The sequence below is a fragment of the Anaerolineales bacterium genome, assembly GCA_037382465.1.
Classification (GTDB): Bacteria; Chloroflexota; Anaerolineae; order Anaerolineales; family E44-bin32; genus WVZH01.
In genome coordinates this window covers 14,540-30,953 of sequence record JARRPX010000069.1, presented here as the reverse complement: position 1 = coordinate 30,953, position 16,414 = coordinate 14,540, and the positions used below count along the sequence as shown (strand labels likewise).

The window sequence follows — 16,414 nt, the reverse complement described above, 5'->3', positions numbered from 1 at the left end:
GCCACGTTCAGCATCAACCCCACTTCCGGATCGACGAAACTCCCCTTGGCTTCGATCTGTATGATGGCGCTCTTGGCGTCCTCCAACGAGGAAGCCGCCCCGCCTCCGCCACATGCAGATAGAAGGATTGCCAAACAACTGATACCAAATAACGCTGTTTTCAAACCTCTGGGTTTCATCATCCGCCTCCATTGAAATTTCTACTACCCTGCTCAATATTACATGCAAATTATTAGTGATACAAGCAATCACTGAATCGATTACAGAATCGGCGCGATGACTTCGAACGTCTCCAGGATATGATCCAGAGCGTAGAGATCGTCTTCCGTTATGACCTGGATGATAATGCGCACGAGCACGTCCTGGGTTGGATCCTGGAGTTCAGCCACGAGCGCCAGACGCACCGGTCCGCCGGCTCCGTTGCAGTCCGTGTAGAGATCGAACATCCCTTTGAAATTGGGTTTTTCGAAAGGATAACGATCGTTGAACACACAGTCATCTTGACGTACGAAAGGATCTTCCAGCTCATCTTCGATCGTACCCACGGCAAGATACTCCCGGTTGAACGCGGCGAACGATACGCCGGGACCCTCCTCGAAAATCGTGAAATCCACCAGATCGGGAGCCGCCCACAGGCTGGCCGTGTAGTCCCATAAAATATCGGGATCGACGTCACTCCAGGCCGTCGGCACTTCCATCTGAATTTCGTTTTGGCTGTCCCGGATGACCATGTAGTCCTTGTAGGCGCCGGAGGGCAGTTGTTCATCTTCCTGGACGTTCGAAGCCAATTCTCGCCCGAAGGAGTACGACACCTGCAGCGGCGGACCGTTCACGCGGCCTTCCAGCACTTCCTGCGACGCGAAGCGAAGGATCTGGATGCTCATCACGGAGTCCTCGCCGTGCGTCCGCAAGACGTCGCAGTAATCCGCCATCGTGCCGTCGGTCGAGAGCACCAGACCTTCAAGAGTGACGATGATGTCGCCTGGCTGAACGCCTACGACGTCCGCCGGGGATCCCGCCGTTACCGAGTAAACCCATATTCCATACAGGCTTTCGCCATCGTTCACAGCCACGCCGTTGACGCCCATCGAGGTGACGTCCTCGCCCGCGCGCAGCCGGTCGACGATCGCCGTGGCCTCGTCGGCCTTGATGGCGAAATATTGCGCTTGCGTGCCAGGACGCTGGCTGGAAGCAAAATTCACCCCAACGACCTTCCCGTCCTGCGTGACCAGGGGTCCGCCCGAGTTGCCCGGGTTGAGGGTCGCGTCGTGTTCCAGTACATTGTCGACGGAGGACCACGGTGTGTCGCCGCTCGTCTTTTCCTTCGATACGATTCCTGAAGTCAAAGTAAACTCCGGGTCGCCCAAGGGAAAACCAACGGCGTAAACATCGAGGCCGACCTGAATATCTCCTGCGTACCACTGCAGATACGGATAGTCTTCACCGTCGATATCGATGAGCGCCAGATCCGAACACTCCGATACGCCGAGAATCGTCGCATTGCGTGACGTTTCTTCACCCCCTACCCACACTTTCAGCGTCGCCGCACCGCTGACGACGTGATTGTTGGTGACGGCGATGCCGGACGGGTCGATGATGAAACCGGATCCACGCCCGGCGATGTTGGAGAGCAAGCCCTCTTGCGGATCGACGAACGTGCCTGTTGCCTCGATCTGAATCGTCGCAAATTCGACGTCCTCCAGCGCGTTGACAGCCTTTCCCGCCAACTGGGCTGCTCGATCCGTACTGCTGCACGTCGATGTAAGAAGAAAAAAGAGGAATAACAGGAGCAATCGTACGATGCTGCGTCCTCGGCGCATGGGGAACCCTCCGCTTGAATCAGAAAACCCTCTACCTTTACAGGATCTTGATTTCACCGCGAATGTGAACGTTCCGCTTCCAATATTCAGTATACATGGAATCGGCGGACGTTTACTGCTCCCAATAGGCAATCTCATCGACCACGACTTCGAAATTATCCGTCTGCTCTGCCGCAATGAACAACCCAAAGCGGCCACTCTTGAACATACTGTCGGTGAGTGAGGTCAATAAATTCCCATTGGCATAGAGTTTGAATGTGCTGCCTTTGACGTAGATGCCCAGGCGGTTGGTCTGGTTCGGTCCCGACACGATGTACGGAGAGCTCGACCAACCGGCCAGGGCCTTGAACTCACCATCGTTCCAGCGGTAGAGACGGTATTTGCCGTTGCAGGAGAAGCCAAAAACATAAGCGTGGTTTGGATCGGACGCCCGAACCAGGACGCCGTATCGATCCAGGCCGCCGCATTTGTCCCCAGTCGTGGCGATCATCTCGAGGTAGAAATCGTCCGCCACCGGTCGACTGGAAAGCCCCCACTCATCCAGTCCACCCGTACTGAACGTTTGCATCACCATCTGGTCGTTCTTGATCTCGAATTTGGTTTGATCGGTATCCAGCAGGTACCAATAGATATAGCCGTCGAAGGTGTCCCGCCATGTCGCCGGACCAAGATCGAGGTCCTCCACCTCGCTGGAGACGACGATTTCCACCCAGAAGCTTTGATCGCCGTCCTCACCCGTGCCGAATATCTCCCCGGAAGGATCTTTCAAGCGCCAATCCGATCGATAGCTGCCTTCGAGTTCGGGCGCCTGAAATTCGACGGAAAGATCGACTTCATCCCCGGGCCGTACTTCCCCTGCGAGCGGGTAGGATTCCTCGGCGCCCATCAAATCCCCGTCGAAGAAAACGAGTTCGTATTCGCTGTTCCAGGTGCAGGTCCCCTCGTTTCGCAAGCGCCACGTCTTGGTGAAGGAAGTCCCCGGTTTGAATTCCGTGCCATCGGCGATGGTTACGTCGTCGACGAATACCGCCCGGTTGCAATTTTCGTCGCCGGGCGTGGCGGTTGTGGTTGGCGTACCCGTTGCTTCGGTGGATTGCTCCGGCGTTGGAGATGATTGGCCGCCCGATGTATCGGGAGTCGAGGAAGCGACGCTTTCATCCTGAGTCAGCCGTGCTTCGACGGTTTGCGCAGCGGACGTTCCCAGAAGATCCGGCGTCGAAATTTCTGGAGCCGGCATGTTGCAGGAACTCAAGAGGCCGATCATCAGCATTAGTCCAATGAGAGCCAATCGAGCATTCAATGTGCTTCGAAGCATTCTTCTTCCTCCTGGGCTGGGGACAAATTCATTACGTGTATATTGTAGTTTAATTTCGTAAAATCTCGCCATCTCATTGTTATTATATACAACGAAACCGCCCAATTTGTCCTCATCGCCGCAATTTAAGGAAGAACCGCCGTAATTTCGCCGGCGGTTCACGATTCAGTATCGGGCGTGAAAAACCCGAATTTACACAGACGCCAAGGATCGTTACGCGGCCTGGACGCAGACGGGTACCTGATCCGCGATTTTCGGCAGCAGCTCGTCCCCGTCCGTAGCTACGGCTACGACCACGCCGCCGCGCGCCTTCGTCTGCTCGATTTGACTGAGCATCTTTTCGTACCACAGGTCCTTCGTTGCGATGGCGATCACGGGCATTTCCTTATCGATCAAAGCGATCGGACCGTGTTTCATCTCGCCGGCGGGATAGGCTTCGGCGTGGATGTAGGAAATTTCTTTCAACTTTAATGCGCCTTCGTAGGCGATGGGCATCTGAATGCCCCTGCCCAGGTACAGACAATGCTCGACGTCCTTCAACGACCAGGCAATCTTCTCGACATCATCTGCCCGGTCGAGACACTGGCCTACCAGATCCGGAATCAGGCGCAGATCGCGGACCAGATCGCGTCGTCGCGTATCGTCGATCGCACCGCGTAAGTCCGCAAGCAAAATCGCCAGCATATACAAATCGATCAAAGGCGCGGTAAAAGCCTTGGTCGAAGCAACCCCGATTTCAGGGCCCGTTTGCATGCCGATACAGCCATCGGCGACGCGCATCGCCTGCGAGCCGATGGCGTTGACGATACTCCACAATACCGCGCCGCGCGCATGCGCTTCCGCCATCGCCGCCAGTGTGTCCGCAGTTTCCCCGGACTGACTGATCGCCAGGACGACCGTATTTTCATCCACCAGCGGCTCCCGGTAACGAAATTCCGAGGCGATATCGACCTCCACGGGGATCCGGGCGATGCGTTCGATCAAAACCTTTCCAACCATACCCGCGTGTGCGGCCGTACCGCAGGCGATAATCACAATCTTCTCGATTTTCTTTGCGAGTTCCGCAGTCAGATTTAGCTGCGGCAGGATGATTTTTCCCCGATCGAAATCGACGCGTCCCGCAATCGTGTCCGTCGAACTTCGCACTTGCTCGAAGATTTCCTTGAGCATGAAATGTTTGTATTCCCCTTTTTCCGCGGAGACCGGATCCCAGGCTACGGATTGAACCTCGGCGTTGACGACGTCTCCGTCCAAAGAGCTGACCTCGAATTCATCGCGCTTCACGACGACCATCTGACCCGATTCGAGAAAAACCACCCGGCGAGTGTGCTGCAGGATGGCGGGAAGATCTGAAGCCACGAACATCTCACCCTCTCCGATGCCCACTACGACGCCACCGGCGTTACCGATGCGAGCCGCCACGATCCGGTCGGGTTCACGCACGGAAAGCAGAACGATCCCATGCGCCCCTTCGATGTTTTCGATCGCCAGGCGAGTCGCTTTGGCGAGGTCGTGGCCCAACGCCATGTAGCGTTCGACCAGATGAACGATGATTTCCGAATCGGTCTCCGAATTGAACTCGACCCCCTCCGCGCTCAATTCATCCCGCAGGGAAAGATAGTTTTCCACGATTCCGTTGTGCACCAGAACGACTTCGCCGGACGCACCGACGTGCGGATGTGCGTTACGCGCACTCGGCTCTCCATGGGTCGCCCAGCGCGTGTGACCGATGCCGATCGTTCCGTGTACGGGATCGGTTTCCAGGAGTTCCCCGAGACGCTCGAGTTTCCCCGCGTCACGCCGGATTTCAATTTTTCCACCTTCGATGATCGCCAATCCCGCGGAGTCGTACCCGCGGTATTCCAAACGTTTCAAGCCTTCGTAGATGATCGGCTCGGCACTACGCGTGCCGACATAACCAACGATGCCACACATGCTTCGCCTCCAAGTTGATGGTGTTTGCCGTTCACCACAACCCGATGCTTTGTACGTGTCGTCGCCAACACAATTTTGTACACCAGGAAATTAAGTTTTCTGGGGAAGGTACGGGTGGTGGTTCACCCGGAGGGCATCCGCTGATCATTCGATTTTCCTGGCCTGCCGCTCGAGCGTTTGTTCTCGGCCAGTTAACCCCGCCTCGCAGCTGGGGAACCCTCATCCTCGTCACCCCGATGAAATCGGGGCCTTGCGCTATGCCTTCCCAAAGCATTTATCTCTCGACGATAGGTGCCTCCATTCCAGATTTATAACAGCCCAATTATACCGTCATTTATGGGAATCAACAGTCTGCATCCAAGTATCGTCGGTAAATCGCAGACCGATCGTCCGAATCCGGCCGGTCGAGTTGGATTGAGAAGCGCGGATTCATAAAAATTCAATCGTTTCGCCCGTTTCCAGGGACAGATCGGAATAGTACCCTCTTCGTTCTTCCGGGAGCATTCTGGCCAGCACGTACATCGCCTCATCCGTCATCTTCTGCAGGCGGTCTCTGCGCAAGCGTCCATTGATTTTCCGGAATCGAAAAGGCCGGCCGAGCTTCACCACGGCGCCCGGTTGGCGCATCCGCTTCGGACTCAGCGTGGGGAATCCTTCCGTTCCTGTTACCGCCACGGGCACGATGGGAGCTCCGCTGCGGTACCCCAGGTAGGCGATCCCTTCCCGCGCTTTCTGCAGTGCAGGACTGCGCGTGCCCTCCGGCGCGACGAGTATCAATTCGCCTGCCTCCAGGACTTCGAGCGCCATGCGAATGGCACGCCGATCGACCTCATCGCGGTGCACCGGTATAACCCCCCAGAGATAGGGGAAAATTCCCCAGAGCGGATAGTAAAAGGCCTCCTGTTTCGACAAGGGAACCAAATTGCGAGGTAGGCTTCCCAACACCACGATTGGATCGATAAAGGCGATGTGGTTGATCATAACGATCGCAGGACCACTCGACGGTAAATTATCCAGGCCTTCAACGCGTTCGACCTTCGCCAACACACGAAACCCGATTTCATCGATCAGCCAACGCAACACCCGCCTTCGAGGTTCCAGGCGCGCATGATCGTAGCCTCCGGGCCATCCGTGCCGTGCCGGGGCATTCGCTTCTGCTCGGATCATGTCTTCCTCCATACCAACCAGACCCTCTTACTTATTATCCACGATCTTCTACCAACGTGAAAACCCGATCGAAAACCTGCGTGATATTCAGCTGCGTGGAGTCGATCACGATTGCATCCCCGGCAACTCGCAAGGGCGCGAGCTCCCGCGTCGAATCGATGTGATCGCGCCGTTTTACGGCTTGCAGGATCTCTTCGTAACTCAACGAATTCCCACGTGCTTCATTTTCCAGGTATCGCCTTCTCGCACGAGCTTCCGCGGAGGCGTCCAGATAAATCTTTAAATCTGCGTCGGGCAGCACCACCGTACCGATATCACGGCCCACCATGACGACCCTCCCGCGCTTTCCGATCTCCCGCTGCCGGCGGGTCAAGATATCCCGTACACCGGAATACATCGATACCTGGGAGACGTTCCGGTCTACTTCAGGAGATCGTATTTCCCACGTGACATCCTCACCGTCGACGAGGATGTCGTTCTGCCGGCCGTCGTTTTTCGTCGGCGGACGGACGTCGATTTCGATTTCCGAAACCACCCCGGTTACGTCGCGTTCATCCTCGATCGAAATGGATCGCCGCAGGACTGCGAGCGTGGCGGCTCGATACATCGCGCCCGTATCCACATACAAATATCCCAAACGCCTCGCCAGCTCGGCGCCCAGGGTCGATTTTCCCGAAGCCGCAGGCCCGTCGATGGCGATGACACTCACAGGCTTCATCGAGAACGGCTTTCTGATCTACTCGACATCCGCATCCGACAGTATTTCCGCCGCTCCGGGTACCAGGTCCGCCCGCACGAAGAGGATCCAACTCTCCTGGGAGAGAGGCGCCTCACGCAATCATTTGAACGGTCGACTTTAAAGTGTACACGCTCTTTGTCGTGCTTTGCGGGTACCACAGTTCCCGGGCACCCGCACCGGTAAAATTCAGGTGCCATGTCGCAGAGATCGTCAGCAGTCCAAGAAACAAGGCAGCAGCGGCTCCCACGACATCGACAGCGGTTATTACATCCCACCCGAGTGCATAAGAAACGACGACAAGAGCCAAGAGGATACAGATTCCCAGAACGACGAGCGGGTAGAATTTGGGATCTATCATGCGTAAAAACCCGCTCAACCTCAATCCGGATACGTCCACGTTGAGCAGCATGACGTTGTAAATGATAAGAAATACAATCAAGGAAATGAGAAAGAAGAATCCCAGCCATTGGGTTCTCTGTCTGAGGCGGGCGGCGAGCGTGACGAGCAGCGGCGCGGCAAGAAACACCAGCGGCATCACGACCCACACAAGATCACCCGGCCGGCGTGCAACGTAGAGCACATTGATGACCAAAGCAGCGACGAACCATACTGCGGCGCTTCGTCCCAGTCGATCCGAATTGCGCACTGCGAAGACGATGCCGACCATTCCGAAAATGAAAACGAGCGGTTCGTAGAAGGGTACGATCATCACGGACGTAATCCCTGGCAGTCGTCCGGGCGTGAACCACCCGGAAAACCAATCGCCGACGGATTTGGACATTCCGGAGAAACCAACAAGCGAGAATCCCAAGCCGCTGACTGCGGCGGCCCACGTGATCAGCATGATCGATGCATATCGAACGATTCGATGCTGCTTGAACGTACGGACGAATGCTTCGTACGCCGATTTCCGAGTGAGTAAAAATGCGGCCGCAACAATGATGGTGAGCAGGCCTTGAATCGCATCGGCTCCGGTGGCCAGCGCCAGACCGAGGGCAGCCGCGAACCAAGGCAAGCGCCCCCGCAAAGAATCCTCAGATGTTGCCCCTACGAACAACAACAACGCCGAAACAATTCCGAGCGCTGCGAAAATAGGACTGCCGGCGGTTCGCGACACCGTTATGAATACTGGCGAGATGCAGAACACGATTGACAATCCAATGGCGTTTGCAGGTCCGAGCCGCTGACGTGCAAGAATCGGCGTTAAGACCAGCGCCGTGCCCGCCAGCGCACCCGCAAGCCGTGCGATCCCATCCGTGGCGCCAAAGAGTTGGAACAATAACGCCGTAAGGTTGTTATAAACAGGGTTGCTAGGTGCAACGAGCCCACCGTCTTGCCAGAACGGCGAGGCTTGGGGCGTGATGCTGGCAGCGGCGAGCGCGTGGCTTGCTTCGGATGCGGAAAGCGGTGAGGCACCCAGTTGAACCAATCTCAACCATGCTGCCAGGGCGAGAATCAGAACGTAGATTACGACTTCAACGGTAATGGACTTGCGCCTGGCCATCACGGAACCATCGCTCCTTTTCTGGCATAAATTCGCACATCATCCTTGTTATAGATCAAATCCATGTGAATTTCGAATTTCTGCTCGGATAGATACTCATAATTGGCCCTTTCCGCAGAACCGACGTACACATAATCGATGCCGTAGCGATCGAGGATGAGCTGTGCATCCTCCCAGTTTCGTGACTGGTACAGCGCAGCGATATCATCTTTGCGTGACCCAATTTCCTCGTACCCACCGCGCCACTGGCTTTCGTGTCCAGGCCATCCCAACACCGTTGGCAATCCGGTATTTGTGGCGACGCGCGCATAATGCGGATTATAACTTCCCCCCACGGCTTCGCTGATCACGCCCATGGGCAGGTTTTCGCGAATCCATTGTATGGCCTGATAATCCGGAAGATTGCCCCGCTCGATGAAATTCGCGCCGTCCAACGTATAACCGTCAGCAGGATGGAAGTGATCCGTTTTCGTCCACAGCGTAAGATAGGGGTAAAGAAGGCCCAGGAAGAGCGGCAGCAATACCATGGCTGTCAATCCACGCCGGAGAAGTGACCTGCCGGATTTCGCCAACAGCATCGCTTTCCCGAGGTATATCAACCAAACGAGCCAGGCCAACACGTACAATCCCAGCACAACGGCTGCGATTCCCGCTGTTTTCCCTTCCAATCCGTTTGCGGATAATTCATCGTACAGATTGAGGAAGATCGGTGCCGTGGGCAGCAGGGCGGCCAATGCAGTGATAAGCCGCCAGCCCCAACGCCATATCTCACTCACCGCATAGGCAGCAGCCAGCCCCCACAAAATCCATGCTGCAAAATAGAATTTGAAAATCGTATTCATCCGGTATCCGAATTGGTCGCGCAGGTAGAAGAATTCCGGCCCAAGCACCAGGAGCGCACCGATGATGATGAGCATGGCGATAAAAACCCACGTCGGGTTGTCATCCCGTTCGGACTCTTCACGAGATCGGAAACGCTGCACCAGGAGGGCCGTACCCATACCGATCAACAAACTCACCCCAAGCGCCGTCCAACCGGTCCCCAATCGCGAAAGCGCCGCCTCGAACACTTGGTGAACTGTCTCGGCTCCCAAACCGGCCAAACTGACATCCAGTTCCTGCTGGCTGATGACGGGAAGGATGACGCCCCAGGTAAACAGCCAGGAGAGCAGCAGAAGCCCCAACGGCAGGCCGATTGTTACGATCAGTATCAGCCTTCTGTCTATCCCCTGCCAATGATCCCGCAGTTTTAAAACCAGCCACCACAAAATCGGCAGCAGCAGTGGGCCGAACATGACCAGGAACTGCGGAAATCGAGTGGGAAAAACCAAATTCGGGAGTACGCCGCCCAGTTGAGAACTGAAAGTCGGATACCAGGGGAAATACAGCAAAACTGCGGCCGTTGCTACAGCGACGAGCGTGTTGAAGGTGTGTTTCAACATTTCGATGCGAGCCAGGCCCCTGAGACGCCAGATGATGCACAAGGCGAGCAACGTCAGATAAATCGGGGAATCCCAGGTGTTCAAGAAGATCACACCACCGAAGATCCAGGCGCTAATCCAGAATTCCACTGCGGTTAATGCGGATTTTTCCACACCGGAGAGAACACGGAATAACGTCCAGATCAGGAAGACCCCGATCGTAGGAACGATACTGCTTTTAATCATGACGATGACGACAGCGCCGAAATCCATTCCAGGCGTGACGGAATCAACGATGCTGCGTGCGATGACGAAAAGCAGAAAAATGAACAGTCCAAGGTTGATCACGTTTTCTACGTTCGTCGAAGGCCGTTCCGCTCGAAGATGAGCCGCGTCTTGTTTACCGAAGAAAAAGATATGCAGCGTCAGCGTGACTGCCAGCAGCACGAACGGCAGCGCCAGGAGATGTGGATGATTGTCTGCGAGGAGAAACGAGAAAAATGGAAACTCGTCTATCATCTCATTCTGCACGCCAACGAGGTTCACATCGGTAACGACACGTGAGGCGCGCCACCACCACCAGAAACGTTGCGGCAGCCAGCTGGGATCAGCCGCAGGTGCGTCTACGAGCTGCTTGATGTTCAGCCAGCTCCAGAAGGGGGATTCCAGTGTGCCCGCCAGCGTTTGGCGCCAAAAGAGGCCGCGTGCATGCAGCACTTCCAGAAAGCCTTCGAGATTTCCCGTGATCAGTACGAATACCGGACCCAAAAACGAGGGACCGAACCGCGGCCGGCCGTCCCGCCGGCTGAGTAGGTTGAAGAGAATCGAAAAAGTACCCACAACGCTCATGGCGAACCAGAGTGCGTTGGCGATGTTGAAACTGACGCTGCCTACCACACTGGTCAATTTCGCCAGGAACGCGATCTGGATATATCCAAAGTAATAGTAGGAAATCGCATATCCGGAGAGCCAGGGATCGAGGGGTGGAAAAGTTTCCGACCTGAGGATGCCGTTAAGGAACGCAAGCTCCATCGGCTTTTCCGTGTGGTCCAAATCGGGCATGGTGGAACGCACGAACGCCCAAAACAGAAATGCCGCTAGAAACAGCACCTCCATGATGATGACCGTCTTGCGGTTGTCCTGAAGCCAATGTTGGATCTCGCGCAGTTGGCGGTGCGAGATCAACACACTCAGCAACGCGAGCAGCACCAAAACGAATACGGCGCCGCCGAAGGTGTTTGGTAACAAACCAAAATTCGCCGCGATCCACAGCATGTAGCTCGCCGCCATGATCCCGAACGCGTGCACGAATCCGAAGCCGCGATCGGGCAGCCTGGGGAAGATGCGCCACACGATCGGGAGGACGATCAAGGCGATCAACGTGCTTGCCGCCCACCAAGCAATGACGGCGAAGATCATTGCACGACCTCGAAAATCTGCGTATCACCGAAGTGAAACACTTCTCGAAGTATTCCGGAATCAACCATCGAGTCGAATTTTTCCAGTCCATGTGTGGGACAGGCAAGCTGGCTATCGGCTTCACCCGCATGGATCGGTTCACATTCCGAAGCAGATACGTCCGGCTGGCTCATGCCGTACGGATAGCCGCGCATGTCACAACTCACACTACGCCCGTTCGGTCCGCTCATGCACGGCTGCACTTTTTCGTAGTACGCACGCTCGAGGCGGCCGAGTACGACGTAGCGGATGTTGTACCGGTCGAGTATCTGCTGGGCTTCCGGAATCGACAGCGTGAGGTAAAAGTGCAGGACGTCTGCAGCGCGCGCTTCGACTGCACCGGGCGGACCCTCGACGCGTTGCTGCCGCTGGTGATTCAACCAACCGATTACGCCCGGCAATCCGGTATAAATCGTGAAACGCGAACCCCAGCGGTATTCGGGAGCGTTGGCCTCGATAATGACCTGCGTTCCCGTGACGTTGTCCTGCATCCAGAGAATGGCTTCGTAATCCTCTTGAAGAGAAAAGCTGTCGTGCAGTTCATCCCGTACTGCGAAGGGCATGAAGGCCATGCCATCCAACGAGTGCGGAGCTTCACTCACCCAGCGGTCTTTGATTTTAGCCGGCGTGGCAAACAGCGGATAAAGCAGCGCCGATGCAATTAAAAAGCACGCCAAGAGAGACCAGATACGTCTCCAGATCCGCTGCCAGGCGTGAAAATCTGCCAGAATCCAGACGAAAGCCGCAGCGGCAGCCAAACTGAGCATGTCCCACACTTGCATGTAGAATTTGAAGACCGTATTCATGCGATCGATGGTTGCTGCCACGATCCACACCTCAACGAAGAACGTCAAGGCGATCGCCACCCCGATCAACACCAGAACAACCCGCTTTACGAGCGCCATATCCTTTCGTAAAAGCAGCACCACTGCCAGCGTTGTGATCGGCACGACGAAGAAGGCAGCGGAGTATCCCAGTCCGATCAAAATCGCAGTACCCGCCGCAAGTACGATGCCGCTCAGCGCGATGACCCCAAAATATGGCCTCAATTCCTGCAGCGCCGAGAGCGGCGTTTCGCCCATCCAACGAATGCCTTCCCAGATCATCCAGGTTGTTATCAAGAACAGGAACAAGCCGTGAACGGTGAAGTAATCCACAAGGGAAGTCTTCGTGCCCTTCCATATCTCCAAATTGTTGTATCCCTGCGCGTATGCATCGTGAAAAGGTTGGAAGAGTAAATTGGCCAGGCCGATCAAGAGTCCGGCCAATACCAGCGCTTCGAGAACGGTGCGGAGACTCAATTTTCGCCGGAAGAGCAGCACCGCATACGCAGTTCCCAGGACCCCCAACGCCCAATACACGGGATAATCCGCCATGTTCGTCGGACCGAGTGCGCCGAACAGCAAGCCGCCGAAGAAGAAAGAAATTCCAAACTCAAACCAGCGGCCTCGCTCGCCGCGCGCCGCGACCAATACCAATGATGGAGGGGAATCTGCAACTGAAAGCCGTTGGTAAGAAAACGTATCACTCCGGCCAGTGCCTGAAAAGTCCCTTGCAACCCGTGAGCTTCGGCGTTCGACGCTGCGCCGAGCGTCTTGAAACCGTCGTAGAGCATGTCCGCCGTGCCGAGGTTGCCCAAAACAACGAGCAGCAAGGCAGCGGCGATCCCCGCCGTGCGCGCGTCGGGCAGTGGAATTTTCCCCGAGCGTCCCCGAGTAAATGCGACCAGGTTGTAAGCCACACAGTAACCCGCCATGGCGAGCAGGGAAAAGAGCGTAGGAATGACGAGGTTGTAGGCTTTTGCAGGAATGATGCCCAACAGCTTGATCGGCATGCCGACGATCACGAAACCAAAGTAGTAATAGTTGATATACCCCCCCGCAAACCAGGGATCGTACGGCGGAAACGTGCTGCTCTTCAGCACCGCGTTCAGGTAGGAGAAATCCATCGGTTTCTCACCACCGAAGAACGGATGCCATAAATCCGGATTCCCCAGACGGATGAACAGATCGAACAAGAAGAACGCGAAAATAATGCCTTCGGTGATCCAAATCTCGCGTTTGCGTTCCCGCAAGAACGCCAGAAAGTTCTTTCGATCTACCCAAACGATGAGCACGGATATAAAGGCAATTCCGACAACCACCGCCAGGATCGTCAGCCGGGAAACCGAAACCCCCATGCTTCCCAGCATCCAGCTGCCCCATGCAACCAGCAAGAGCCCGACGATGCGCGATATTGGATAACCCCCGTTCTTAAAACCGCCGAAAACCACGCGCGTGATCGGGAAAGCGATCCAGCCGATACCGGCAATTGCCAGCCACCAGACGACGACCGCAGCCACGTCTGAAGTATTGACGATACTCGAACGATCGAACAAATCCGACCAGGTCCCGGATTCCTGCTGCTCCTCCCAGACGCTTTCGGTCAAGAGTAAGCTTTTCGGTGCTTCTACTTTTCCGACGTCCTTGGGCAAAATGTGTTGAACCTGGCTGAGGTCGACCTTCTCCAAGATTTCCGTGACTCGATCGGGCGAGAACGCATCCGTTTTCTTGAATATCAGCACTTTTGGATGATCGTAGACCGTGAAGGCTTCCTCGGCCAATTGATCGGAGATCTCCAAAGGCCCAAGCCGGGGGTTGCTCTCGAATACCCGCTCGAGTTCATAACCGAGTTTTTCTCCGGTTTCGCCGGCTTGCGCTCGAGCTCCACAAACCAAGACCCTCTCCGGTTCCGGGCAATCGAACAACGCGCGGTAGTACGCAATGGTAAGCGGGTAGCGGACGGGAACGCGTGTGATTGTCCCGTACTGCCGGTTTGAGGTGATGATGAGGTAATCCCCATCGGTCAAGGTCGAAACGATGCGCTCCAACTTATCCGAAACGCCGTTCCCGTCTTCATCGGTATCGTCCTGCCAATACAATTCCTGGTTGAGGCTGCTGTAGCGGCCGCCGATGTCGTAGCCGCCTACCCGAAAAGGCAGTCCATCATCCCAGGTCGTCTCGCTGATGATGGCTGAGGCCCGCATGGCCAATGCGGTTCCCTCGAGGAGCGACAAACGCAGGTAATACGTCTCGCCGGCGACGACCGAAAGCACCTGGTCGAAGGGGATTTCCAATTCCGTTTCCGTATCCACGGATTCCCCGCGATGCGTGGCCACCGCTACGGGGTCGGCTGCGGGATCGCGCAGCAATTCGATTCTGAGATTTCTCTCCGAGCCTGCATTGCTCGAAGCATCGAAGACATACGGGAGGTACAGGGAGACGATCTGCCCATCATGGTGGATCGTGAATTGATGGATGGGCGTGGTGGAGCCGCCGAGCGCGTACTCCAATTGCGGCAGCTTGATTGCCTGGCGATTTTCTGCGCCGGCCACGTCGACGACGGCATCGATCTCGCGATTCAATTCCACCGCGCCGCTCGAATCGAGTTCGAGGCGGATCTTATAGTAACTCCCAGCAGAGATTTCGATCGGTTCGTCAAAACGCAGATCCACGTCGATCGGAGCATCTTGGATCAGCGCTGTGGTGGTTTGCTGTCTCCCCAGGATCTCTCCGCCCGACTTGGTTTCTGCGATTTTTACCGAAAAGACCGTCTGCTCGTTTTCGCGGGTCAAATCACGAACGGAGGCCAACGAAATTCCATTCAGACGCCCGCTGTGCTCGCTTTTGAATTCCGTCTCGTAGGGTTTATCCGCAGCCACGACGACGTTGAGCGGCAGCGCGAGAGGTTCGAACAATCGCTCACCATCCGCCTCCACCACGACGTTTATTGCAGCGGGGATGTGGGAATAAATCCACTCCGACGCTTCGAATCGAGTGAGTGGGCGGGTGTAGATGCTGGTGAACGCCAGCGCCCAGATGAACGTCCACAAGACGGTCACACACGCGATTCCCCCCACGAAAATCTTCGCCAGACGCCGTCTATCGGCCCGGATCTCGCCTGTTTTCTCCCAGACTCGCCACAATCCCCATGCCGCCATTATTGCCAGAGTGGGATAGACCGGGATTTCGTATCGCATTGCCGGTGTAAATCCCCATGACTGCCAGAGGAAATATGCGCCCGTCCAGACAACGACGATAAAATGGCGTCGCCATCGTCCGAGGAACATCTCCCACAGAGCCAATCCCCAACCTGCCCAGGCGACCAAACCGAGGGGCAATCCCAAACCCCATAAAATCATGTTTTTCAAGGAGAAAAGAATGGGCGGACGGGCGGCCCACTGCAGTGCGTATGGCGCATCCGTATCGCCGCGGTTCATCGCCCTGATTTCTGCCATGTTGTTCAGCCAGCGCTCATTGAGGTTGATGTTGAAGAACGATGGCCCTTCGAAGGCATACGGCTGGAAAACTCGAAAAGTCAACAAAGACAGGAAGGCCGCCAAAGTGAGAAATCCGGCTGCGCGTTTCAGCTCTTGCATAAAACGCTCGCCATCCGCCGAAAAAACCCTGGCTGCAGCCGCCAATGCCACCATGACGGCCAGCGGTGCGGCGTTGATCTTGGACGCCACCGACAAGCCCAGCATCAGACCGAACAACGCGTAATCCAATCCCTTGCCTTCGTCGAATATGCGTATGGCGAAATACAGGCCGGCCAGGATGAAAGCATTCGCGACAGGATCGACGACGAAGAAATGCGCGTGTTGGATTAACAGCACAGAGAGAGCCGTGAAGAGCGCGGCCAGCAGCCCCACGCGTTGGCGATACAACCGTTTTCCGATCAGGTAGACGACGTAAATCGTCGCCAGATCGAACAGCACGGAGACCATTCTGCCGACGAGATGGACCTCATCGTAACCCGTTTTGCCCACCCACTCGGCGAGCAGGCGCACGAGAAAGATCGGAAAAGTGCCGTACACGAAGAACCCATAGCCCATGTTGTGCGGGTTCATCGTAGAAGTGTCGGTATCGAAATACTCGCCAACCGATGTGGGAATACGGATGCTGCTTTCGACCATGGTGAGGAAGCGTTCGTCCGGATGATTGTGACTGTACGCATCCCAATTCAAACCCACCAACCGCACCGATGCCGCAAGAATGAGGATCAAGAGCAGCATCA

9 protein-coding genes are annotated in these 16,414 nt (G+C 55.9%); all 9 read right to left on the bottom strand.

What is annotated here, in order from left to right; translation table 11 throughout:
- Nucleotides 1-260 precede the first annotated feature (260 nt).
- Nucleotides 261-1,820: a trypsin-like peptidase domain-containing protein gene (locus tag P8Z34_14585; GenBank protein MEJ2551899.1), complete on the bottom strand. Its 1,560-nt coding sequence runs from the start codon at nucleotides 1,818-1,820 to the stop codon at nucleotides 261-263.
- A 112-nt stretch (nucleotides 1,821-1,932) separates the two neighbouring features.
- Nucleotides 1,933-3,135 (bottom strand): NBR1-Ig-like domain-containing protein, encoded by a 1,203-nt coding sequence (locus tag P8Z34_14580; GenBank protein MEJ2551898.1) that lies wholly within the window; start codon nucleotides 3,133-3,135, stop codon nucleotides 1,933-1,935.
- Between the two features lie 213 nt (nucleotides 3,136-3,348).
- Nucleotides 3,349-5,070, bottom strand: a complete 1,722-nt coding sequence (glmS, locus tag P8Z34_14575; GenBank protein MEJ2551897.1) for a glutamine--fructose-6-phosphate transaminase (isomerizing) — start codon at nucleotides 5,068-5,070, stop codon at nucleotides 3,349-3,351.
- 429 nt (nucleotides 5,071-5,499) lie between these two features.
- Complete coding sequence (locus P8Z34_14570) at nucleotides 5,500-6,237, bottom strand: lysophospholipid acyltransferase family protein (GenBank protein MEJ2551896.1); 738 nt, start codon at nucleotides 6,235-6,237, stop codon at nucleotides 5,500-5,502.
- Nucleotides 6,238-6,271: 34 nt separating this feature from the next.
- Nucleotides 6,272-6,955, bottom strand: coding sequence for a (d)CMP kinase (cmk, locus tag P8Z34_14565; protein MEJ2551895.1), 684 nt, complete (start codon nucleotides 6,953-6,955; stop codon nucleotides 6,272-6,274).
- A 112-nt stretch (nucleotides 6,956-7,067) separates the two neighbouring features.
- The gene (locus tag P8Z34_14560; protein ID MEJ2551894.1) at nucleotides 7,068-8,480 is read right to left on the bottom strand and encodes a hypothetical protein; all 1,413 of its coding nucleotides are present in this window, start codon (nucleotides 8,478-8,480) and stop codon (nucleotides 7,068-7,070) included.
- Entirely contained in the window at nucleotides 8,480-11,320 is a 2,841-nt protein-coding gene (locus tag P8Z34_14555) for a DUF2298 domain-containing protein (GenBank protein MEJ2551893.1), read from the bottom strand. Before P8Z34_14555 ends, P8Z34_14560 begins: the two co-directional genes overlap by 1 nt.
- The gene (locus P8Z34_14550) at nucleotides 11,317-12,765 is read right to left on the bottom strand and encodes a DUF2298 domain-containing protein (protein ID MEJ2551892.1); all 1,449 of its coding nucleotides are present in this window, start codon (nucleotides 12,763-12,765) and stop codon (nucleotides 11,317-11,319) included. Before P8Z34_14550 ends, P8Z34_14555 begins: the two co-directional genes overlap by 4 nt.
- On the bottom strand, nucleotides 12,657-16,414 hold a 3,758-nt coding region (locus P8Z34_14545), incomplete at its 5' end, for a DUF2298 domain-containing protein (protein ID MEJ2551891.1). The genes P8Z34_14545 and P8Z34_14550, both read right to left, overlap by 109 nt.

Bases quoted from the DNA above. Each gene is read 5' to 3' on its own strand.
- P8Z34_14585 (MEJ2551899.1), bottom strand. From the start codon at position 1,820: ATGCGCCGAGGACGCAGCATCGTACGATTGCTCCTGTTATTCCTCTTT.
- P8Z34_14580 (MEJ2551898.1), bottom strand. From the start codon at position 3,135: ATGCTTCGAAGCACATTGAATGCTCGATTGGCTCTCATTGGACTAATG.
- glmS (MEJ2551897.1), bottom strand. From the start codon at position 5,070: ATGTGTGGCATCGTTGGTTATGTCGGCACGCGTAGTGCCGAGCCGATC.
- P8Z34_14570 (MEJ2551896.1), bottom strand. From the start codon at position 6,237: ATGATCCGAGCAGAAGCGAATGCCCCGGCACGGCACGGATGGCCCGGA.
- cmk (MEJ2551895.1), bottom strand. From the start codon at position 6,955: ATGAAGCCTGTGAGTGTCATCGCCATCGACGGGCCTGCGGCTTCGGGA.
- P8Z34_14560 (MEJ2551894.1), bottom strand. From the start codon at position 8,480: ATGGCCAGGCGCAAGTCCATTACCGTTGAAGTCGTAATCTACGTTCTG.
- P8Z34_14555 (MEJ2551893.1), bottom strand. From the start codon at position 11,320: ATGATCTTCGCCGTCATTGCTTGGTGGGCGGCAAGCACGTTGATCGCC.